At 69.9% G+C, this 19,357-nt stretch carries 17 protein-coding genes and 4 pseudogenes; 10 read left to right on the top strand and 11 right to left on the bottom strand.

Annotated elements, in window-relative coordinates; translation table 11 throughout:
• Positions 1–85: 85 nt before the first annotated feature.
• Complete coding sequence (locus ACIPSA_RS32965) at positions 86–997, top strand: Gfo/Idh/MocA family protein (protein WP_402641128.1); 912 nt, start codon at positions 86–88, stop codon at positions 995–997.
• Here ACIPSA_RS32965 and lnt read toward each other — a convergent pair.
• Together lnt and ACIPSA_RS32955 are read right to left on the bottom strand one after the other, a co-directional pair.
• Positions 915–2,480 (bottom strand): apolipoprotein N-acyltransferase, encoded by a 1,566-nt coding sequence (lnt, locus tag ACIPSA_RS32960; RefSeq protein ID WP_402641126.1) that lies wholly within the window; start codon positions 2,478–2,480, stop codon positions 915–917. The two genes, ACIPSA_RS32965 and lnt, sit on opposite strands and share 83 nt — an antisense overlap.
• A gap of 71 nt (positions 2,481–2,551) precedes the next feature.
• Positions 2,552–3,037: a nuclear transport factor 2 family protein gene (locus ACIPSA_RS32955; RefSeq protein WP_402641123.1), complete on the bottom strand. Its 486-nt coding sequence runs from the start codon at positions 3,035–3,037 to the stop codon at positions 2,552–2,554.
• Between the two features lie 103 nt (positions 3,038–3,140).
• Here ACIPSA_RS32955 and ACIPSA_RS32950 point away from each other — a divergent pair, with 103 nt between their 5' ends.
• Complete coding sequence (locus tag ACIPSA_RS32950; RefSeq protein WP_402641120.1) at positions 3,141–3,752, top strand: DUF4291 domain-containing protein; 612 nt, start codon at positions 3,141–3,143, stop codon at positions 3,750–3,752.
• Positions 3,753–4,035: 283 nt separating this feature from the next.
• A pseudogene (locus ACIPSA_RS32945) lies at positions 4,036–4,712 on the top strand (transposase); the annotation flags it as partial.
• Here the strand turns inward: ACIPSA_RS32945 and ACIPSA_RS32940 are convergent.
• Positions 4,654–4,797: a hypothetical protein gene (locus tag ACIPSA_RS32940; protein ID WP_402641360.1), complete on the bottom strand. Its 144-nt coding sequence runs from the start codon at positions 4,795–4,797 to the stop codon at positions 4,654–4,656. The pseudogene ACIPSA_RS32945 and the gene ACIPSA_RS32940 overlap by 59 nt on opposite strands.
• Positions 4,798–5,029: 232 nt before the next feature.
• Here ACIPSA_RS32940 and ACIPSA_RS32935 point away from each other — a divergent pair, with 232 nt between their 5' ends.
• From ACIPSA_RS32935 to ACIPSA_RS32925, 3 genes are read left to right on the top strand one after another with little or no spacing between them, the layout of a single operon-like run.
• Positions 5,030–6,817, top strand: a complete 1,788-nt coding sequence (locus ACIPSA_RS32935) for a hypothetical protein (protein WP_402641117.1) — start codon at positions 5,030–5,032, stop codon at positions 6,815–6,817.
• Entirely contained in the window at positions 6,801–7,157 is a 357-nt protein-coding gene (locus tag ACIPSA_RS32930) for a hypothetical protein (RefSeq protein ID WP_402641114.1), read from the top strand. Before ACIPSA_RS32935 ends, ACIPSA_RS32930 begins: the two co-directional genes overlap by 17 nt.
• A gap of 48 nt (positions 7,158–7,205) precedes the next feature.
• Positions 7,206–8,141 (top strand): hypothetical protein, encoded by a 936-nt coding sequence (locus tag ACIPSA_RS32925; protein ID WP_402641111.1) that lies wholly within the window; start codon positions 7,206–7,208, stop codon positions 8,139–8,141.
• A gap of 702 nt (positions 8,142–8,843) precedes the next feature.
• Here the strand turns inward: ACIPSA_RS32925 and ACIPSA_RS32920 are convergent.
• From ACIPSA_RS32920 to ACIPSA_RS32910, 3 genes and pseudogenes are all read right to left on the bottom strand, one after another.
• Entirely contained in the window at positions 8,844–10,904 is a 2,061-nt protein-coding gene (locus ACIPSA_RS32920) for a restriction endonuclease (protein WP_402641108.1), read from the bottom strand.
• Positions 10,905–11,333: 429 nt separating this feature from the next.
• Positions 11,334–11,720, bottom strand: a complete 387-nt coding sequence (locus tag ACIPSA_RS32915) for a hypothetical protein (RefSeq protein WP_402641105.1) — start codon at positions 11,718–11,720, stop codon at positions 11,334–11,336.
• Positions 11,721–11,948: 228 nt separating this feature from the next.
• Positions 11,949–12,224, bottom strand: a pseudogene (locus ACIPSA_RS32910) (TetR family transcriptional regulator C-terminal domain-containing protein); the annotation flags it as partial.
• Here ACIPSA_RS32910 and ACIPSA_RS32905 point away from each other — a divergent pair.
• Positions 12,224–12,439, top strand: a pseudogene (locus ACIPSA_RS32905) (alpha/beta fold hydrolase); the annotation flags it as partial. The pseudogenes ACIPSA_RS32910 and ACIPSA_RS32905 overlap by 1 nt on opposite strands.
• 317 nt (positions 12,440–12,756) lie before the next feature.
• Here ACIPSA_RS32905 and tgmB read toward each other — a convergent pair.
• From tgmB to ACIPSA_RS32885, 4 genes and pseudogenes are all read right to left on the bottom strand, one after another.
• A complete protein-coding gene (tgmB, locus tag ACIPSA_RS32900; RefSeq protein WP_402641102.1) occupies positions 12,757–13,713 on the bottom strand; it encodes an ATP-grasp ribosomal peptide maturase in 957 nt (318 codons plus the stop codon).
• 14 nt (positions 13,714–13,727) lie between these two features.
• Positions 13,728–13,919, bottom strand: coding sequence for a putative ATP-grasp-modified RiPP (gene tgmA / locus ACIPSA_RS32895; RefSeq protein WP_402641099.1), 192 nt, complete (start codon positions 13,917–13,919; stop codon positions 13,728–13,730).
• A 563-nt stretch (positions 13,920–14,482) separates the two neighbouring features.
• The gene (locus ACIPSA_RS32890) at positions 14,483–14,662 is read right to left on the bottom strand and encodes a hypothetical protein (protein ID WP_402641097.1); all 180 of its coding nucleotides are present in this window, start codon (positions 14,660–14,662) and stop codon (positions 14,483–14,485) included.
• Between the two features lie 147 nt (positions 14,663–14,809).
• Positions 14,810–15,682: pseudogene (locus ACIPSA_RS32885) on the bottom strand (undecaprenyl-diphosphate phosphatase); the annotation flags it as partial.
• A 309-nt stretch (positions 15,683–15,991) separates the two neighbouring features.
• Here ACIPSA_RS32885 and ACIPSA_RS32880 point away from each other — a divergent pair.
• From ACIPSA_RS32880 to ACIPSA_RS32870, 3 genes are read left to right on the top strand one after another with little or no spacing between them, the layout of a single operon-like run.
• Complete coding sequence (locus ACIPSA_RS32880) at positions 15,992–17,140, top strand: Gfo/Idh/MocA family protein (protein WP_402641094.1); 1,149 nt, start codon at positions 15,992–15,994, stop codon at positions 17,138–17,140.
• The gene (locus ACIPSA_RS32875; RefSeq protein WP_402641091.1) at positions 17,137–18,066 is read left to right on the top strand and encodes a PmoA family protein; all 930 of its coding nucleotides are present in this window, start codon (positions 17,137–17,139) and stop codon (positions 18,064–18,066) included. Before ACIPSA_RS32880 ends, ACIPSA_RS32875 begins: the two co-directional genes overlap by 4 nt.
• Positions 18,060–18,806 (top strand): cupin domain-containing protein, encoded by a 747-nt coding sequence (locus tag ACIPSA_RS32870; protein WP_402641088.1) that lies wholly within the window; start codon positions 18,060–18,062, stop codon positions 18,804–18,806. The genes ACIPSA_RS32875 and ACIPSA_RS32870 overlap by 7 nt, the downstream gene beginning before the upstream one ends.
• A 6-nt stretch (positions 18,807–18,812) precedes the next feature.
• Here the strand turns inward: ACIPSA_RS32870 and ACIPSA_RS32865 are convergent, their stop codons facing one another.
• The gene (locus ACIPSA_RS32865) at positions 18,813–19,283 is read right to left on the bottom strand and encodes a winged helix-turn-helix transcriptional regulator (protein ID WP_402641085.1); all 471 of its coding nucleotides are present in this window, start codon (positions 19,281–19,283) and stop codon (positions 18,813–18,815) included.
• Positions 19,284–19,357: the final 74 nt, after the last annotated feature.

The following is a 19,357-nucleotide window of genomic DNA, read 5'->3' as shown; positions in this document are numbered from 1 at the left end:
CAGCCGGGCCGCAAGGGGCGACGGCTATGCTTCCGAGGAGGCACCGTGGGGACACCACGGACCGGGCAACCGCTGGAGGAGAGCCGTGAAGGTCGGCTGCATCGGACTCGGCGACATCGCGCAGAAGGCGTACCTGCCGGTAATCGCAGTGCAGCCGGGGGTCGAACTCCATCTGCAGACCCGGACACCCGAGACTCTCGCCCGGGTCGCCGACAGCCTCCACCTTCCGGCGGACCGGCGGCACGGCAGTCTGGACTCCCTGCTCGCCCAGGACCTCGACGCCGCCTTCGTGCACGCGCCCACCGTCGCGCACCCCGAGATCGTCACCCGGCTCCTGGAGGCGGGCGTGGCGACGTACGTCGACAAGCCGCTCGCCTACGAACTCGCCGACTCCGAGCGCCTGGTGGAGCTCGCCGAGCGGCGGAACGTCTCCCTCGCCGTCGGCTTCAACCGGCGCCACGCCCCCGCGTACGCGCAGTGCGCCGACCACCCGCGCGAGCTGATCCTGATGCAGAAGAACCGCATCGGGCTGCCGGAGAAGCCCCGCACGATGATCCTCGACGACTTCATCCACGTCGTGGACACACTGCGCTTCCTGGTCCCGGGCCCGGTCGACGACGTGACCGTGCGCGCCCGCCTGGAGGACGGGCTGCTCCACCACGTCGTGCTCCAGCTCGCCGGGGACGGCTTCACCGCGCTCGGCGTGATGAACCGGCTCAGCGGCTCGGCCGAGGAGATCCTGGAGGTCTCCGGCCAGGACACCAAGCGCCAGGTGGTCAACCTCGCCGAGGTGATCGACCACAAGGGGCAGCCGACGGTGCGGCGGCGCGGGGACTGGGTGCCGGTCGCCCGGCAGCGCGGCATCGAGCAGGCGGCGCTCGCGTTCCTCGACGCCGTGCGCGCGGGCAAGGTGCTCAGCGCCCGTGACGCACTGGCAACTCACGAACTCTGCGAGCGGGTGGTACGTGCGGTTCAGGAGCGCTCCGGCGCAGCCTGACCGCCCGCACGCCCTCGGTCGCGCACAGCGCGGCCAGCACGAGCAGGGCGCCGTGCACCGGCCAGTCGCCGTAGCGCACGTACGGCGTGATGCCATGGGCCAGCGGCACCTCGTACACCCGGGCGGTGCTCGCGTCGGTGCCGAGCCACGGGCCCAGGCGCTCTCCGCTCGGGCCGTAGACGGCGGAGACACCGGTCAGCGTCGAGTGCACCATGGGACGGCCGGTCTCGGCGGCGCGCAGCGCGGCCAGCGAGGCGTGCTGCTCGGGGGCCCAGCTCTGCTGGAACGTCGACGTCGCGGACTGGCCGAGGAGTACGTCGGCGCCGTCCTCGGCTAGATGACGGCTCATGTCGGGGAACGCGGTCTCGAAGCACACCATCGGGCCGATACGCAGCCCGTGGCCGACGTTCATCACCACCTGCTCGGTGCCGCGCCGCCGGTCCTCGCCCGCCGCCCTGCCCACGGAGGTGGCCCAGCCCAGCAGGGAGCGCGCCGGGATGTACTCACCAAAGGGGACGAGCCGCATCTTGTCGTACCGGTCGCCGGTGGGGCCGTCCGGGCCGATCAGGACCGAGCTCTTGTAGATGCCCGGGCGGTCGGAGCGGCGGGCATCGACATTGACCAGAATGTCGGCACCGGTCTGCCGGGACAGGGCCGCGATCCGCCGCGACAGGTCCGGCCGGTGGCCAAGGTCGAAGCCGACGCTGCTCTCGCCCCAGACGATCAGGCCGACGTCCTGCCCGGCGAGCTGCCGGGTGAGCCGCTCCTCCCGGTCGAAGCGCTGGTCGGGCCCTTTGATGACGCCGGGCTGTACGACGGCGATCCGGACCCGTCCGTCGACGTCCGGGCGAGGCGACCACACCCAGGCCGCCGAGGTCGCCGCCGCCGTGGCGACGAGCGTGGCGACAGCGGGTATGCGGGATTCACGCACCGCCACCAGCACGGCGACCGCGACATTGACGGCCACCACCAGGAAGCTGAGCAGCCACACACCGCCCACCGAGGCCAGCCGCAGCGCCGGCGCCACCTGCCACTGGCTGGACCCGAGCATGCCCCAGGGACCGCCGAGCCCCTGCCAGGACCGGACGAGCTCCACCGCCAGCCAGCCCGACGGCAGCACCACCAGGGCGGCCGCGCTCCGGCCCGGCGACGGCACCCCGCCCAGGAAGCGGCGCACCAGCCAGCCCCAGGGCGCCCAGAGAGCTCCCAGCAGCGCCGCTATCAGGAAGATGAAGACATGCAGGCTGGGCAGCAGCCAGTGGTGCACCGCCACCATGAACCCGAGCCCGCCCAGCCAGCCGTCGTACGCCGCCCGCCGTCCGGTCGGGGCGGAGCGGGCGAGCAGGATCCAGGGGACCAGGGCGACGTACGCGAACCACCACAGCGAGGGCGCGGGGAAGGCGAACACGGGCAGCGCGCCCGCGGTCACGGCGGTGGCGGACCGACGCCACGGGGAGGCGAGCCAGCGGTCGATCGTCTTCATACGTCGCCTCCTACCCAGCGGCTCCCTCCAGTGTGGCTGGCGGGACCCGCTCCCGGACAGGGGGCCTCGGCTCAGCCGCTCAGGGGAGCCGGGCGAGGGTCGGGCATACGACGCCACTTCTCCTGGACGACGACCTCGCGCAGCCGCCACCCCTCGGCGGTCCGCAGCAGCCCGAAGGAGTACCGGCCGCCGCACACGAGGTCGGGCGCCGTGGACCCGTCGTTGCCGCCCGCGAACCGCATCGGATTGACGTAGTCGGCCTGCACCCGCGCGGTGTCCCCGGTGTCCTGCTCCAGGACCCCGAACCGCACTCGCCGGTTCACGATCAGATGCTGCCGCATCGAGAACAGCCCCAGGCTCTCCGCCAGCCATCCGGCGACCTGGCCGGCGTCTCCCTCGATGCCGCCGGCGGAACGGTAGTCCGCCCGCCCGTCCGCCGTGAACAGTCCCTGGTACGCCGCCCAGTCACCGTCGTCCACGGCCACCGCGTACTCGGTGATCACGCTTTCCACGGCCAGCCGGTCCATCACGGTCGCGAGCTCCACGCGCTGCGTCATCGGCACAGTGTTGAGCACGGGACGGACGGATCCAAGAGGTGTGCGGGGACATTGCGGGAATATTCGGTGGTGTCCGTGCCGGTGGGCCCACGACCCTGTACGCGTGAACGATCAGCAAGCCGAACAAGAACCCAAGTTCCGGATACGGGCCCGGCACACGGAGTCCACGGTCACCGTCTACCAGGCGTACCGCCCCGAGATCGGCGGCCCGGCGGCCCGCGAGAGCCGCTTCCCGTCCACCTGGAAGCGGGATCGCATGACCTGGATCAAGCCCAGCTTTCTGTGGATGATGTACCGCTGCGGGTGGGGCACGAAGGAGGGTCAGGAGACCGTTCTGGCCGTGGAGATCAGCCGGGAGGGCTTCGAGTGGGCGCTGCGGCACGCGTGTCTGTCGCACTATGTCCCGGAGCTGCACAGCGATCAGGCTGAGTGGAAGCGCCAGTTGAAGCGGGCGCCGGCACGGGTGCAGTGGGATCCGGAGCGGGATCTGCGGTTGCAGCCCTTGCCGTATCGGTCATTGCAGTTGGGCCTCGCGGGCGAGGCGACCGTGCGGTATGCGGACGAGTGGATCGTCGGCATCGAGGATGTGACGCCACTGGCGCGGCAAGTTCACGAGCATGTGCGTGCGGGTGAACTGGAGCAGGCGGCCGCGTTGTTGCCGGAGGAGCGGCCGTATCCGGTGGCGGAGGAGGTGCTGACCCATCTGCGGCGATAGGTCCGCAGCGCATGAAGCCCTGACGGGTAACGGCGGTGAGGGCCGACCTTCGGTGAGGAGGGAAACTGGGGCGGATGTGAACTTCGCCTGGATGAGGCCGCGGCAGCTTGTCCGTGACGACAAGGGGCTGCCCGGCCGATCGGTGACCAGCGCCTCGAAACGCGTTCAGGGAGCAGCCGTCGCGTGCCATGATCAGCGTGTGCCCGAGTACTCCTGGCCTTCCGAAAACGGCTGGTGCCAAGCAGCCGGTGCCGCCGGGGCCTGAGCTTAGACGGTTCGCTCCCTGCCTGTGCAGCTTACGGACGAGGAATGGGAGTTCATCGAGCCCTGCCTGCCGATCGGCAGGTTCGGCCCGTATCCCGAGCGGCTGCGGCAGCAGTTCGAGGGGGTGCTCTGGCGGTTCAGGACGGGCGGGCAGTGGCGGGAGATGCCGGCCGAGTTCGGTGCCTGGCCGACCGTCCACAGCCGGTTCCGGCAATGGGGGGACCGCCGGCGTCTTCGAAGCCTTGCTGGAGGGGTTGATCGCGGAGGCCGCAAAACCGGGTGAGGTGGACTTGTCCCTGGTCAGCGTGGACTCCACTACCGCCCGGGCCCACCACGACGCCGCGGGGATGCACCTCGACGAAGACGTCGTGGTCGCCCTGGAGAAAGCCGCGGCAGAGGAGGAGAAGGCCCGTCAAAAGGGGGCAGCCCGGAGGACAAGACAGGCAGGCCTTCGGAAACGACCCCGAGCAGGAGGAACGGCGACGCGTCCGGCGCCGACGCAGGCTCCGGCTGAAGGCTGCCCTGCTCGGCCGGTCGAGGGGCGGGCAGACCAGCAAGGTCCACCTCGCCGCCGACCGGAGGCCCCGCCCACTCGCGTTACTGCTGACCGTGGGGCAGGGGGCGGACAGCCCGCAGTTCACCCCCATACTCGAGAAGGTGCCGGTGCGCGGGCCCGTCGGCCGTCCCCGCACCCGGCGGCGATCTCGAACAGCAGCCGGGCCTTGCCGAGCGGCCGCTCCTGCCCCAGGCAGTGGTCGTCCAGCACACCGGTCCGGCGCATGAAGTAGCGGTTGACCCGCTGAACGCGCCGACCTGTTCCGTCGATACGGGCTCCTTAGTTCTTTGACCCCAGTCAAAGAACCCCGGGACGTCCACGGCCACTTCGGGGTGCGTTCTGACTCACTGAAGTCCCCTCTTGACATTCCGCTTCCATGGACCTCTCTCCGCCCTCTATGCTGATAGTTCCTCAGTTCTGTTGTGAGTGGGGATCATTCGCACCTCGGGGGAGTGCCGTGAGCACCACATTCGTGCCGCAGCAACCACAACAGCCGCAGCCGACGCCGTCGGACGCGCCCCTACCCGTGCCGCCGCACGCCAGCGAGGCCACCCGGCTGCTGTGTGCGGGCACCTATCTGGACCCCGCCTTCCGGGACCGGGTCATCGAGGAACTGCATCTCAACGAGCAGCGGATAGCGGCCCCTTCCTTCGGGTTCGACGCGGGCCGCGTGCTCGCCCACGCTCTGCGCGCCCGCCGTGTGGAGGTGGGCTGGGCCGCGGCGATCGTGGGGCTGTGGATCGTGGGGTGGCCGTTGACCGATGGGCTGATGCTCGCCTATCTGCTGCCCAGCCTGCTGCTGGCGATGGGGGTGTCCGTCCGGAGCAACGACGACCGGGCGCCGTTCGGGCGCAAGGCGACGGCGTTCGTCATCCGGTGGGTGGGCCGTATCGTCTTCGCGCTCTTCCTCGTCGCCACCGGGGTCGCCGCGTTCTCCAGCTCCGACGATCTGGACGCCGCCCGCTACGGCTACTTGACGGGCTTCAAGGGCTTCATCCTGGGGCTGCTGACCTTGCTGCCCCACATGTTCGGCATCGACGCGAGCGTCACGGCGCTGCGGGCCTGGCTCGCGCTCGTGCTGTTCCTGGCCGTCGCCCTGTGCGCGGGCGTCCAGCGCAGCCAGTTCGTCCGCGCCCTGGGCAGCGAACTCGCCCCGGACCACTTCCCGGACGCCGCCTCCGACCCGGCGGAGCGCGCGGACAGCCCCCGCTTCCAGCGGCTGAAGGAGCGCATCCGGCTGGAGCAGCACCACCCGCTGATCATGTACCACGAGGCCCGGCCGTTCTGCGGCGCGGGACAGGCCTACGACACCTGGGTGCTCGCCGTTGAGATGCGGCCCGCGGACGGCACGGAGCCCCGCCCGCTGAGCAACCGCAGGGTCCTGGACACCGTCCGTCCGCTCCTGGAGGGCCTGCGGCTGCCCCCGGAGTACGCGGGCCACGCCGTGCGCGACCGTCTGCGCTGGCTGGAGATCGACGAGTGCGTGTTTCTGCCCGCCGAGGGCCTGGCCCGGCGCGAGGATGCCCCGTACAGCCGTGAGGCCTTCGAGTCGCACCGCGACCGCGCCGTGGAGGAGGGCGCCGAGAAGCGGCGGCACTTCCTGCGCGTGCGGGTCGGCGGCTGGGAGGAGGAGCTGGTCGTCACGGTCTACGTCCGCATCCACACCCAGGGCCGCATGCTGATGCTGGAGATTGCCCCGCATGTGCTGATGCCGGTCCGCGAGGAATTCAAGGACGCCGACCGCACGGCCCATCAGTTTCGCAACAACAGCCCGTTCGGCAAGGCGACCTGGGCCGCGGGACAGGTTCCGGCCTCGGCAATGCGCTCCTTCGCCACCCTGTTCCGGGCCGCCGGCCAGGCCTGGCAGCTGCTCACCGGCGGATACGCGGGCGCCCTGCCCGACGGCCCGGCGGTGTCCGTGCGCGAGCTGGGCGCGGCGGGCTCCCGGTCCCTCTTCCAGCAGATGGACGTCGACCGCTATCTGCGCAGCATCCAGGACCGCGTCGCGCACGGCGTCCGCACGGCGCTGTCCGAACACGGCTACCAGACCGGCGAGTTCGTGCAGAAGGTCGTCAACATCAGCAGCGGCGGCGTGCACATCGACTCCGTCGCGCGCAGCACGTTCGCGATCGGCGCTCACGCCCGCGCGACGTCCGACGGCGCCCAGGGCGACGGCGGCACCACCACGACCACCGGCGGCCCCGGGCCGCAGAAGGGATCCCACAGCGATGACCACGCCGGATGAGCCGGGCGTCAGTATCGGCGACGTCTCGCACAGCACCTTCGCCATCGGCAGCCACGCGCACGCCGAGAGCCACCACCACGAGAGGCAGCGCGATCAGGCCGACCACGAACTCCTTGCGGCCGTACGTGAGTTGCGTGCCGACCTGAGGCGCGTGAACACGAACGACCAGACCCGGGACCTGGACGGGGCTCTGGCCGACACCGAGGACGAGATCACCCGCAGCGGCACCGCCGGGGAGAGCCGGCGGCAGCGGCTGCGCGAGCTGCTCACCGACGCCCAGGCGGTACTGACCCTGTTCGCGTCGGCCGGGACGGTGGCCGGCCTGCTCGGGATGCAGTAGAGCTGGCCTGCTCGGGACACAGGAGACGCAGCAGAGGGGGAGCGCACCGTGACGAACGAGGGCGGGCGGTACTGGAACGAGGAGACCCAGCGCTGGGAGGACGGCAAGAGGGAGGCGGCTCACGCGACCCCGCCGCCGCCCGCCCGGCCCGACCACGCGCCGGCCCCGCCGCCCGGCACGGTCTGGGACCCGGACGCGCCCTCCGGCCAGTGGCCCGTGGTCGTCCCGCCGTCGGCGCCGGTCGCGTCCGGGGGATACAGCCGCTGGGTGGTGTTGACGGTGGTGGGCGGGGCCGCAGCCGTCGGCGTCGCCGTAAGCCTGGTGGTGACGCTCGGCTTCGGCGTAGGCAGCGACGACCACAAGCACGCCGCGCCCGCGAGCACTCCAGCGACCTTCGAGTCGTCAGCCCCCTCGTCGGGGTCGTCACCGTCGTCTACTTCGACGGACCTGTCGGAGGAGTCCACCACCGACACCCCGACCCCGATCGACGTGGAGCCCCCGTCCGGCTATGTCTCCTACGACGATCCGCAGGGCTTCAGGATCGCCGTGCCCGACGGCTGGCAGCGCTCCACGGTGGGTTCGCAGTACGGAATGGACATCGTCAACTACCGCAGCGACACGGGTGACCGGCGGCTCCAGGTGTACGAGGTGGAGGAGTCTTCGCCCGACGCGTCCTTCCAGCTGTACCTCTCCTCGGCCGTCCCGAAGCCCCCCGGCTTCCAGGAACTCGCCCTGGACCACGTGGACACCGCCGGCGTCACCGGCACCCGCCTGGAGTACCTCGCCGCCTCCCTCAAGGGCGAACCGGACAACGGCACCTGGCACGTCTACGACGAACGCTTCGGTGCCGTCGACGGCAGGATCTACGCGATCGCCTCCTACGGCCCTGCCGCCGGCGGCGGAGACGACGAACTGGCCATGCTCAACACGGCGTTGGACTGGTTCTGCCCGCCGGAGCAGACCTGTCCCGCGCCGACGAGCTGACCGCTCACGTGCTCTGCTGCTGCAGCTTCCCGCGAGCATGGCGCTGCGCCCCTATCGTGGCAGCAGGGTTGGCTCGCCCGAGGCCACCTCCCAGCGCCTTCAGGGTCCTCGCAGAACCCCTCCCGACCTGCGGAAACGTCGCGCACCAGAGAAACGGCCTGCGGCGCCCGAAAGGGCGAAACCGCAGGCCAGTAGGCATGTCGTTGCTCCAGAGGCTCCGAATTACGCGGAACGCGGGACAGAGCCGGTCCGTTATGCGCAGACTGCCGCGTCCCCCGGCCTTCGTGTCGGTTCCAGTCAAAGGTCTGTGAACAAGGCTTGACATGAGTCACCACGCCGCGTTCACAGACCGCATCAGTGGTGCTGGACTCGTCCGAGTTGATGGTTCACCGGGTTTTGCGGGAGCGTGTCTGCCTCGGTCAATGGGGAGCGGCGGACCCGTTCGAAAGCTGCAGGTAGTATCCGCGAGCGCTTTGGCCTCCTCGGGCTGTTGAACCATGTGGGTGGGGGATTTCTCGATGACGTTTCGACTGGGCGCTGTCCGCGCGTTCGCGTTGCTGGTCGGCTTCTTCCTGATGGGCGTGGTACTCCGGTCAGCCTGAGAAGCGCGTGAGGGAGGCCCTCCACCGACCGGCCGGATACGCCGCGTCGACAGACCCCGTCGGGGTCGCCGGCAGTCGTCCGGACTCAAGTGCGGATGATCTACTCCACTTCGACGCCGTAGTCCATGACGAGTTCCTCCAGGCCGCCTGTGTAGCCCTTGCCGCCGAGGACGAAGTCCCAGTCGCCGTTGGACCTTCGCCGGAAGGAGCCGAGTACCAAGGCGGTCTCGCGGGGCCGGCCGTCGGAGACCTCAAGCCGTCCCAATTCGGTCATCCCTGGGTCGAGAAGCCTGATACACGCGTCCGTGAAGCCGGAGAGGTCCGCGTCGGGGTTGATCTCTGGGTCGATGGCGGCCACGAGCACGAACCGGTCGGCAGTCTCGGGCAACTCGTCGAAGGTCACGCAGATCGCGGCCTTGTCGGGCGCAGTAGGAGGAAGGGCCCGTACTGTGCCATCGGGCGTTTGGTGGTTGTTGAAGAAGACGAAGTGATCGTCACTGAGGACGCGGTTGCCGTGGCAGACGAGAGCGCACACGTCCAAGGCGACGCTCCCGGTCCATGACATGCCCAGAATGTTGTAGTCGGCGGGCAGCCGCGTGTCCGGACCTGCCGGTGTCGGTTGCACCGTGGTGGGACGGCTTCCTTCGCCCAGTCGCCCACGCAGTCCATGACGATGCAGCAGGTCGACGAGCTCCGTTCCCGAGATCAGTTCCAGCGGTTTGCCGTTGGCGAAGGTGCGTGAGCCGGGGCCGAAGCCTGACGTCGTCACGAGGACGCCCTTGTTGGCGCCGGCGTCCTGCACGGTTCCGTACAAGTCACGCACAGCGGTGGGCGGCACCGTGTTGCGGTAGCGCTTCACCTGTACGACGATCTTGCCGCCGCGAATCGGTGTCGGGTCCAGCGCGTCGACGTCCACTCCGCCGTCGTTGGAGCGTTGGGTGGTCACCGCCTGCATTCCCATGGCCCGGAAGAGGTCGGCCACGAGGTTCTCGAATGCGATCGGATCCATGTCGTACAGGTCCGGCTCCTCGTCGCTGCCATGAGCGACAACGCGGTTGCCGACATCTTGCGGCCGGCGGCCCGGTCGTACTGGGGTGAGCTGGTCCGGTCGTGCCGAAAGCTGCCCTCGAAGTGCGTCGGTCAGGCAACTGACCGCGTCCACCTGCGCCAGGTGCAGATCACGGAACGACGATCGCGATGCCATGACAGTCGTGAGGAAGAGGTGGCCGCGCCGGCCGGTCGTGGGGTCGTGTTCATCCACGAACCCGTTGAAGGTCACGGACTCAAGCGCACCCTCCTCGTCCGCGGCGAAGAGTTCGTGCAGGACGAGCAGCACGCACTGCGCGACGACCTCTCGGTACAGGGCCCGACGCCGGCCCACCGGGCGGGGAGTTTCCTTGTCCTGGTCGAGGGAGGACACGTACCGAACGGACTTCGCTTCGGGGACGACGCCGTACCCGGGAAGCTCCCAATCGAGGACCAGCTGCCGCGCTGCCGAGTCGTACGCCGCGGAAATCTGTCGAGGGAAATTCTCAGGCCATGCGGTCGACGAGTAGAGGGCGGCGGAGAAGTACTCGACGACCGATTCCGGTTCTCTGCGTCTGACCCCCTCGGTCACCTCGCGAACGCCGGTGTTGTGTCGGTGAACCTCCGCAAGCCGGGCGCTGGCCCACTGCTCGTACTCCCGCTGCGATGCGGCGAGCTGCTGCTGTCGCTGAGTCTCTGCCGCTTGCGCGGCCTGCCGGTCCCGTTCGAAGCGCGCCCGCGCTTCGGCCTGTGCTTGCGCGCGGCGGCTCGCAGTCCAGCCGCCCTGTGGCTGGTACTGATCCGGGTTCGGCATGGGCACGGGGTAGGCCAATGCTCCCGGCGAGAAGGGCTGAACCTCCTCGGTCCGCATCAGCGCGGCTGCCCTGAAGGCCGGCGCCTGGCTACCGGCGGCGAGAAGGCCTTGGAGTGACGCCACCTGAGCGTCCAGCTCTTCCGTGCGACGCTGCGCCTCTGCCTGACGGTATTCGCGGTGGCTCTGGGCGGCTCGCCGCTGGTAGGCCCGCGCTTGCTGCTCCTCTTGTCTCCGCCGTCTGGCTTCGGCTTCCAGTTGGCGCTGCTGCTGTCGTTGCATTTCAGCCCAGACGCCGACAAAGCCAGTAGAGCGACGACTCATGTGCTGTTGGCCCTCCCCAGGACGTTGACAGCCGAAAGGCATTCTGGTTGTCCCCACAACCAGATGTAACGAGACGACTCTATCCAGCAATCGCCGACTCGCATGTCCACTCGGCAAAGGCAGCCTGCTCGGGTCATCCTCACAGGTCAGCGCGACTGAAGGGCAGCCAGGACCGCTCCGGGCCGCAGTGCCTGAACGGTTGATGACGTCATCCAGGAAGCGGTGGGTCAACTGAACCCCGGCGAAGCGCACTTCGGTGTCCCCGACCACCCCTGCTGCTCCGAGCTTCGAGCGTTCGGTTGCTCGCCTCCGGGCAGACCCTTGCCATCGCGACGAGCGGCGATCTGTCCCCGTGGTGACGATGGGGGATGGGGAATTGAGCGCCTGGGTACTGCGGGCGCTCACTGATCGCAGCGAACAATTGCTCACTCACCGGGTCGGCATGCCTCCGTGGGGGCTGTTGACCACCAGGGGCAGTGACCCTTCGGCGAGGTAGCAGTGCCCGGGAAAATAGTCGATGTGGAGGTGACCGCCGTCATCGGCAGTGGCCATGTCCCGCAGATTCTCCGCGAGTACTGCCCTGCCGGCGGCATCACCGCTGATGACAAGGATCTGCCGCTCGGCGTCCCGGTGGATGAGGACGCCGGGGCCGGGAGTACTTCTCACCTCGACCCCGGTCAGGGTGTCGCTGCCTGGCGAAAAGGTGGCCCTGGGCAGTGCCTCACCCAGGGCCACCGCGCTTGCCAGCTCCATCAGCTCCTCCGCCGAGGCGGAGAGATCCACTTCGCCGTATACGGGGTCGGAGACCAGTCTCATGTGCATCACTCCTCCAATGTCGGACTCCCATGGTGCCTGACTGTCAAGATCGCCAATCACGTCTCGGACACAGCGAAGACGCCCGAACGGGAGAGCGCGCGGCGGAGCAACTGGTCCGGTGTTCGACGCGCGCCTCTACGAGAGCTTGGCCCACGCAGGGGCTTGCGAACGCGGTTCGACGTGGGTCATCAAGCCGCGCCCACGGACCCGGTCGGTGTGCGAACCCTGTCAACCGACCTGGAAGATCCGGTTCAGGTGACGATTCAGGATCGCGGTTGCGGACTCCGGGCTGCGCCGGCCGACGAGGATGCTGGTGCCGAGCCCGGCTGACATGGCGAGCAGGCTGACCGCTTCGTCTCTCGCGTCGATTCCGGGCCCAGTGAGACCGTCCTCCTGTGTCTGCCGGAGGAGCCCGGTGAGGGTGTCCTCGGCGGCATCAGGGTTCGCGATGAAGGGCCGGGCCGCAAGGGCTTCGTCGGTCACGGCCAGGACGGCGTACGAGGACGCACGTCTACCGGTACGACCCCGACGACCCGGCCGGTGCCTCCCGCATCCCGGTGGTCCTGGTGCACGGCGCCGGCAGCTGCTCCGCGATGTGGTACCCGAACACTCCGGCGCTCAGCGCCGAACGCCCCGTCTACGCGATCGACACACCCGGCGACCCCGGCCGCAGTGTTCAGCGCGAACCCATTCACCAGCCCGAGCGTGCCGCCCAGTGGTTCTCCCTCCGGTCGGACCATTGCCGTCGCGACGAGCAGCGATCTGTCCCTGTGGACACGCAGGACGGACCGTAGCCGCGGCAGCAGCGCCGAGAACTGACCGAGCCGGCCCGAACCTGTCGCGAGCCGCGTCCGGAGCAGGTCGGTCCGAACCCGGCCAGGCTCCGTAAATCGGCTTGTGAGCAGGCGGCTTGACGTGGGTGATCAAGCCGGGTTCATGGCCTCTTCCCCGGCAGGCCTGCCCCACGCACGGCAGTGCCCTCGGCACCTGGTGCTGCCGTGCGTGAAGTCGGGGCGGCACTCGCGCGATGGTCTCCTCACCGGTGGATCTCCGGTGTCCGGATGGCCGCCGTGCGCTGTGCCAGCCACAGGGCGACCGCCTCGGACACCGGCTGCCCGGTCTCCAACTCGACGAAGCCGAACTGGCCACCCTGATTGCACTCCAGGAACCACCAGGCGCCCTCCTCGTCCTCGGCGAAGTCGAAGGCGGCGTACGCCAGTCCGGCGCGAGCGAGGTACTCGTGCACCGACCGGCCGATGCGTTCGGGTACCGGGATCGCCTCCCAGGTGTGCTCGGTCTCGCCGTACCGCCCGTCGACCTGGCCCGGCTCAGCCGTCTTCCGTGCGGCGAACAGCCGATCGCCGACACAGGTCAGACGGATGTCGGCACGCTTGGGTATGTAACGCTGCAGCAACGCGGGGCCCGCCGCGACGGCCGAGAAGTCCGCGTCGGGGCCGATCAGGGTGGTGGGCAGGGCCAGGCCGGGGTCACCGGGAGGCGGCCCCGAGGCGGATTTCACCACCACGTCCCCGTGCTCCTCCGCGAACTGCCGAGCCGAGCGGGGCGCCGTGGTGAAGACGGTCGGCGGTACCGCGAAGCCACTGAGGTGAGCCGTCTTCAACTGCCAGGGCTTCAGGCGGGCCCGGTCGGCGTTGCGCGGATGGTTCATCCACCGAGTGGCGGTGGAGAAGAGCATTCCGAACAGCGCCTGACGTGCCTCGGCCGTCAGCCACGGCGAGGGGTGCGCCGCGTGCGCCGCCGGTTCGCCCGGCCTGCGCACCCATACGGAGCGCAGACCTTCCATGCTGAGCACCTGTCCGTTCACGGACAGGTGTCCGTCGAAGTCGCCGTGGGCGTAGTGGGCGGACATCACTACCTTGTCCGGCAGGTCGGCAGGGTCCAGCCGCACGACGGGGGTCCCCATCTCGTGCAGCCTGGCCACCACCATGTCGGCGGTCACGTCCTCCTCGGACGTGAGGATCAGTACGGTCATTCGATTACGGGGCGTCAGTCATCGAAGTGTGTCTGGGAACCGGCGGTGGACGTGGTCGTGCCGACAGCCAGCAGCAGGTCCGGGTCACTGACGGCCGTCCGGCCGTCGGGAAGTACGTTCAGCTGACGCGACTCGTCGAAATGGTACGGCGTCACCGCGGTCGGAAACGCTTTCGGCAAGGCGTAGTTGAGGGTGAACGGTCGCACTCGGAACCTCCACGGGTGCAGATGGGCTGCATGCGGTGCTTGCGCGCCCTTGCGTAAGGAACTCTTGCTTTCTCCTGCATCACGGTGAAGGTCACCACATATCCGCCGCATGATTCGCACTGCCTGCATCAACGGCGTCACTGTGATCACCTTCCCCACACGTCACACATCGGATGGAGCATCAGATCTGTCACTGCGGTACGAATGGTGACCGTGCCCTCACTCCAAGAGGGTTCAGGCCTTCTCGCCGTCGAGATCGGCCGTGAGGTCTGCGTGTGGGCGCTGCGCGACGCGTGCCGGTCGCCTTGCGTGCGCGCTCTCCATGACGACCAGGCCGCCTGGAGGCGGGAGTTGAGGCGCGCCCTCGCGCTTCGAGGACGTGACACCGCAGGCCAGGGAAGTCCACGGCCTGGTGCCGGCGGGTGAACTCGACTGTGAGGCCGTGCTGTTGCCCGAGGAGCGGTCCTGTCCGCCGGGCGAGGCCGTGCTCGCGCATCCACGGCCGTGGGGCCGCTGGTCCTTGTTGTGTGTCGGGTGGGCGGTGCTGCGCCGAGCCGGTGTCCTCAGGCCGCCTCGATGATCGCGTCACGCATCGCCTCGGCCCATTCGACGACCAGCAGCTCGTACTCCGCGCGGTCCTGGGCCGACAGGTATCCGCCCGCACGCAGCCACAGTGCGCGGATCTGCTCGTTCACCTCGGCAGCAGACCGCACGGAACCAGAGGTCACGGAATCGGGGGACATGCGGACAAGCCTAGGCGCAAGGGCTGACACTGCGCTACCGGGCGGCTACTCAGACCGTATGGGGTTGGTCACGGCCGCGGCGGGGTCCGCCTGCACGCGCCACGGCTGTGCGTGGCCGTGACGCCCCGGGCCGCCAGGCCCGGTCCGGCCCGCCGACTCGGCGGCGTGCGGGCTCAACGCACCCGTCGACACGAGCGCGATGATGACGATCCCGAGGGCGATGCGGTACCAGACGAACGGCATGAAGCTCTTCGACGAGATGAACTTCATGAACCACGCGATGACCGCGTACCCGGACGCGAACGCGATCACCGTGGCGAAGAGCGTCGGCCCCCACGAAACGTGTCCGCTCCCGACGGCGTCCTTCACCTCGAACGCGCCGGACGCCAGTACCGCCGGGATGGCGAGCAGGAACGAGTACCGGGCCGCCGCCTCGCGCTTGTAGCCCATGAACAGGCCGCCGCTGATCGTGGCGCCGGAGCGGGAGACGCCCGGGATGAGGGCGCACGCCTGGCAGAGCCCGAAGATCAGGCCGTCCTTGACTCCGAGGTTCTCCAGGGTCTTGCGCTGCTTGGGCGTCCGGTGCCGGCCGCCGGTCTCGTCGCGCGCGGCCAGCCGGTCGGCGACGCCGATGACGATGCCGATGACGATCAGCATGGTCGCCGTGATCCGCAGATCGCGGAACGGCCCCTCGATCTGGTCCTTGAGCGTCACGCCCAGCACACCGATCGGGATGGACCCGACGATCACCAGCCAGCCCATCTGCGCGTCGTGGTTCCGGCGCATCGCCTTGTCGGACAACGACCGGAACCAGGCCGTGATGATCCGGCCGATGTCCTTGCGGAAGTAGATGAGCACCGCGGCCTCCGTGCCGATCTGCGTGATCGCCGTGAAGGCCGCGCCCGGGTCCTTCCAGCCCGAGAAGGCCGCGGTCAGCCGCAGATGCGCGCTGGAGGAGACGGGGAGGAACTCGGTCAGCCCCTGGACGAGTCCGAGGACGAGCGATTCAAACCAAGACATGGGGTTAGGGCGTCCAAGCGCAGATCGGGGAAAGTCCGGTGAAGGGGTGATCATTTGAGTGGTGATCATGTGTGCCTGAGGCAGCGTAGCGCCCCGCCCTGACGGGCCGGACACAGGGGGTTTGGTCAGTCCTTTACCAACCGGTCCCGGGCTCGGGGTGTTGACCGGCCGCCCGGCTGCCGCTTACTTTGCAGCGTGAGAAAGCGCTTGCTGCACGGCTTGCCGCGGCTTGCCGCACCGCGTGCCGTACCGCTTGCCACCCCGCTTGCCGTACGGGCCCGCCGTCCCGGAGGAGTGCTGATCACGCCCATGCCCCGCTCCACAGCCCCACTCACCGGCAGGCGCATCAGGGCCGCCGTCATCGGCACCGGCGCCATAGGACGCGGTTCCCATCTGCCCGCGCTCGCCCGGCTCGTCGAGGAGGGCGAGACGGAGGTCGTGGCCGCCGTCGACATCGACGCGGGCGCGGTCGAGGCCTTCTGCGCGCAGGCCGGCATCCCGCACGCCTACACCGACCTGGACCGGATGCTCCGGGAACAACGGCCTGACCTGGTCACCATCTGCACGCCGCCGACGCTGCACCGCGAGCAGACCGTGGCGGCGCTGCGCGCCGGCGCCTGGGTGTGGTGCGAGAAGCCGCCGGTGCCGACGCTGGCCGACTTCGACGCCGTCGAGGCGGAGGAGGGCGCCGACGGCGGCCCGTACGCGGCGATCGTCTTCCAGCACCGCTTCGGGTCCGGTTCCCGGCACGTCCGCCGGCTGCTTGCCGAGGGGGCGCTGGGGCGGCCGCTCGTCGCGCACTGCCAGACCACCTGGTACCGGGACAGCGCGTATTACGCCGTGCCCTGGCGCGGCCGCTGGCACACCGAGGGCGGCGGCCCGGCCATGGGCCACGGCATCCACCAGATGGACCTGCTCCTCGACCTGCTCGGCCCGTGGAGCGAGGTGCGGGCCATGGCCGCACGGCTGGTCCACGACGTGGAGACGGAGGACGTGTCGACGGCCCTGGTCCGCTTCGCGAGCGGAGCCCTCGCGACCGTCGTGAACAGCGTCCTGAGTCCTGACGAGGTCAGCCGCATCCGCATCGACTGCGAGCGCGCCACCGTCGAGCTGACCCACCTCTACGGCCACAGCAACGCCAACTGGCGCATCACCCCGGCCCCGGACGTGCCCGGCGACCAGGTGGCGGCCTGGCGTGACTTCGGTCCGGACGTGCCCAGCTCTCACCTGGCGCAGCTGCGGGAGCTGGTCGCGAGCATGCGCGCCGGGGAGCGGCCACGCAGCAGCGGCGCGGACGGGCGCACCAGCCTGGAGCTGATCACCGCGCTCTACAAGTCGGCGTTCACCGACACGACCGTACGTGCGGGGGAGATCGGGCCGGGAGATCCTTACTACACCGCCCTGCACGGGGGTGCCCCCGGCTGGGCGCCGGCCGAGCGCGAGGAGGTGTCCGCGTGAGCGGCGGGCTGCGCGTCGTCCATGCCCACGGTGACCGGATCACGGCGACCGAACCGGCCACCGGGGTGGAGCTGTTCGCCTACGTCTACCGGCCGGAGGCGGCCTGGGAGGCGCCGAAGCCGTACCTCCACCCGATGCGGACCCTGGCCGGCCACGTCGTCACCGACTACCGGCCCAACGACCACCGCTGGCACAAGGGCCTGTCCCTGACCGCCTCCCACCTGTCCGGCGCGAACCTGTGGGGCGGCAACTCGTACGTGCACGGCGAGGGCTATCTCGAACTCCCGGAGCGGGTCGGCTCGATGGCGCATACCGGGTTCGACGAGGTGACCTCGGACGACCAGCGGCTCGTCATCGCCGAGCGGCTGACCTGGCACCCCCGCGACGGTGCCCTGTGGGCGGAGGAGGAGCGCCGGATCGAGGTGCACGACATCGACCCGGCGTCCGGCTCCTGGGCGCTGACCTGGACCAGCGCGGTGACGAACCGCCGGGACGAGCCGCTGCGGTTCGGCAGCCCGACCACCGCCGGACGCGAGATGGCAGGCTACACGGGCCTGTTCTGGCGCGGTCCGCGAGCCTTCCGGGGCGGGCGGATCATCGGGCCGGACGGTGAGGGGCCCGAGCTGATGGGCAGCCAGTCGTCCTGGCTCGCCCTGTCCGGCGAACACGACGGCGCCGACGGCCACGCGACGGTCGTCGTCGCGCACGCCCCCGAGAACGACCACTCCGGTGCGGGCGGCGCCCACCCCGCCCACTGGTTCGTGCGCAACGAACCCTTCGCCGGGATCGCCCCCTCCTGGTCGTTCTTCGACGAACTGGAACTCGCCCCCGGCGACACGCTCCGGCGGCGCTACCGGGTCGTCGTCGCGGACGGGGCCTGGGAGCGGGAGGACATCGCGAAGTACCTGGAGACCCATCCGTGGTGAGCGCAGGGGAGTTCACCGGTCTGCCGGGCGGGATCGCGGTCTCGCGCCTGTGCGTGTACGACTGGCCCGCCGCCGACGGTGTCCGTGGCGGAACTCCCCATCTGCACCTCGCCTGTTCGGAGGCGTACGTCGTCACCGGCGGGCGGGGCGCCGTACAGACACTCACGACCCGCGGGTACGAGGTCACACCCCTCGCGCCCGGCACGGTGGCCTGGTTCACGCCGGGCACGGTCCACCGGCTCGTCAACGAGGACGACCTGCGCATCACCGTCCTCATGCAGAACAGCGGGCTGCCCGAGGCGGGCGACGCGGTGCTCACACTGCCCCCGGAGTACCTGACCGACCCCGAGACGTACGCCGCCGCGACGACGATCCCGGCGGACGCGCCCGAGGAGGAACAGGCGCGGGCCGCCCGTGCCCGCCGGGACCTCGCGCTGGAGGGCTACCGGGCGCTGTGCGAGGCCTCCGGCCCCGAGCCGCTGGCCGCCTTCCACAGGGCCGCCGCCGCGCTCGTACGGCCCCGGCTCGACGAGTGGCGCGAGCGCTGGCGGCGCGGCGCCGAGGCGGCCGCGACGGCCACGGAAGAGCAGCTCGACCGCCTCGGACGGGGCGATGTCTCCCACTTGGCCGAGGCCGTCGTTCGGGCCGAACAGCCTTCGGTCCAGGGGAAGTTCGGGATGTGCGGGCGGCTCGACGTGTACCGGCAGGGGATGCTCGACGTGTACCGGCAGGAGAGTTAGGACCGGCTACGCCGCCGACGGTCCCCTGAGCGTCCAGCCGGGGCTCTGCGGGTGGGGCGTCACGTCCCCGTGGCGCACGGGATCGCCGCAGGACGAGCAGGTGACGACCGGGACGAGCTCGTTGCCGCAGATGTGCTCGATCACCATGGGGCGGTCGTCGTCCCCGCGGAGATGGCGGTCGCCCCACGCCATGAGGGTCAGCAGGACCGGCTCCAGTTCGAGGCCCGCCTGTGTGGGCCGGTACTCGAAGCGCTGCGGGCGCTCGTTGTAGGCGTGCTTGACCAGGATCCCGGCGTCGACGAGCCGGCGCAGCCGGGTGGCCAGGATATCGCGCGGGGCGCCGATGTTGCGGACCAGCTGGTCGAAGCGGCCGTTGCCCAGGCACACCTCCCGCAGCACCAGCAGCGAGTACTTCTCGCCGACGAGCGCGAGGGCATCGGCGATGGAACAGGGGCGCGGATCTTTCGTGGCGGCCATGGAGCCCAGTCTAAAGGAGGGTTTGATTTTCCAACCCGGCGAGTTATGGTGAGTTCGGATTTCCTACTCACCGG

The sequence above is a fragment of the Streptomyces sp. NPDC086549 genome, assembly GCF_044746205.1.
Taxonomy (GTDB): Bacteria; Actinomycetota; Actinomycetes; order Streptomycetales; family Streptomycetaceae; genus Streptomyces.
This window is presented reverse-complemented; position numbering and strand designations above follow the sequence as displayed.

Excerpts from the sequence above, each read along its gene's own strand:
- ACIPSA_RS32920 (WP_402641108.1), bottom strand. The coding sequence starts at position 10,904 with ATGAGTCGTCGCTCTACTGGCTTTGTCGGCGTCTGGGCTGAAATGCAA.
- ACIPSA_RS32955 (WP_402641123.1), bottom strand. The coding sequence starts at position 3,037 with ATGACGCAGCGCGTGGAGCTCGCGACCGTGATGGACCGGCTGGCCGTG.
- ACIPSA_RS32880 (WP_402641094.1), top strand. The coding sequence starts at position 15,992 with ATGCCCCGCTCCACAGCCCCACTCACCGGCAGGCGCATCAGGGCCGCC.
- ACIPSA_RS32915 (WP_402641105.1), bottom strand. The coding sequence starts at position 11,720 with ATGAGACTGGTCTCCGACCCCGTATACGGCGAAGTGGATCTCTCCGCC.
- ACIPSA_RS32940 (WP_402641360.1), bottom strand. The coding sequence starts at position 4,797 with ATGCGCCGGACCGGTGTGCTGGACGACCACTGCCTGGGGCAGGAGCGG.
- ACIPSA_RS32890 (WP_402641097.1), bottom strand. The coding sequence starts at position 14,662 with ATGTCCCCCGATTCCGTGACCTCTGGTTCCGTGCGGTCTGCTGCCGAG.
- lnt (WP_402641126.1), bottom strand. The coding sequence starts at position 2,480 with ATGAAGACGATCGACCGCTGGCTCGCCTCCCCGTGGCGTCGGTCCGCC.
- tgmB (WP_402641102.1), bottom strand. The coding sequence starts at position 13,713 with ATGACCGTACTGATCCTCACGTCCGAGGAGGACGTGACCGCCGACATG.
- ACIPSA_RS32865 (WP_402641085.1), bottom strand. The coding sequence starts at position 19,283 with ATGGCCGCCACGAAAGATCCGCGCCCCTGTTCCATCGCCGATGCCCTC.
- ACIPSA_RS32930 (WP_402641114.1), top strand. The coding sequence starts at position 6,801 with ATGACCACGCCGGATGAGCCGGGCGTCAGTATCGGCGACGTCTCGCAC.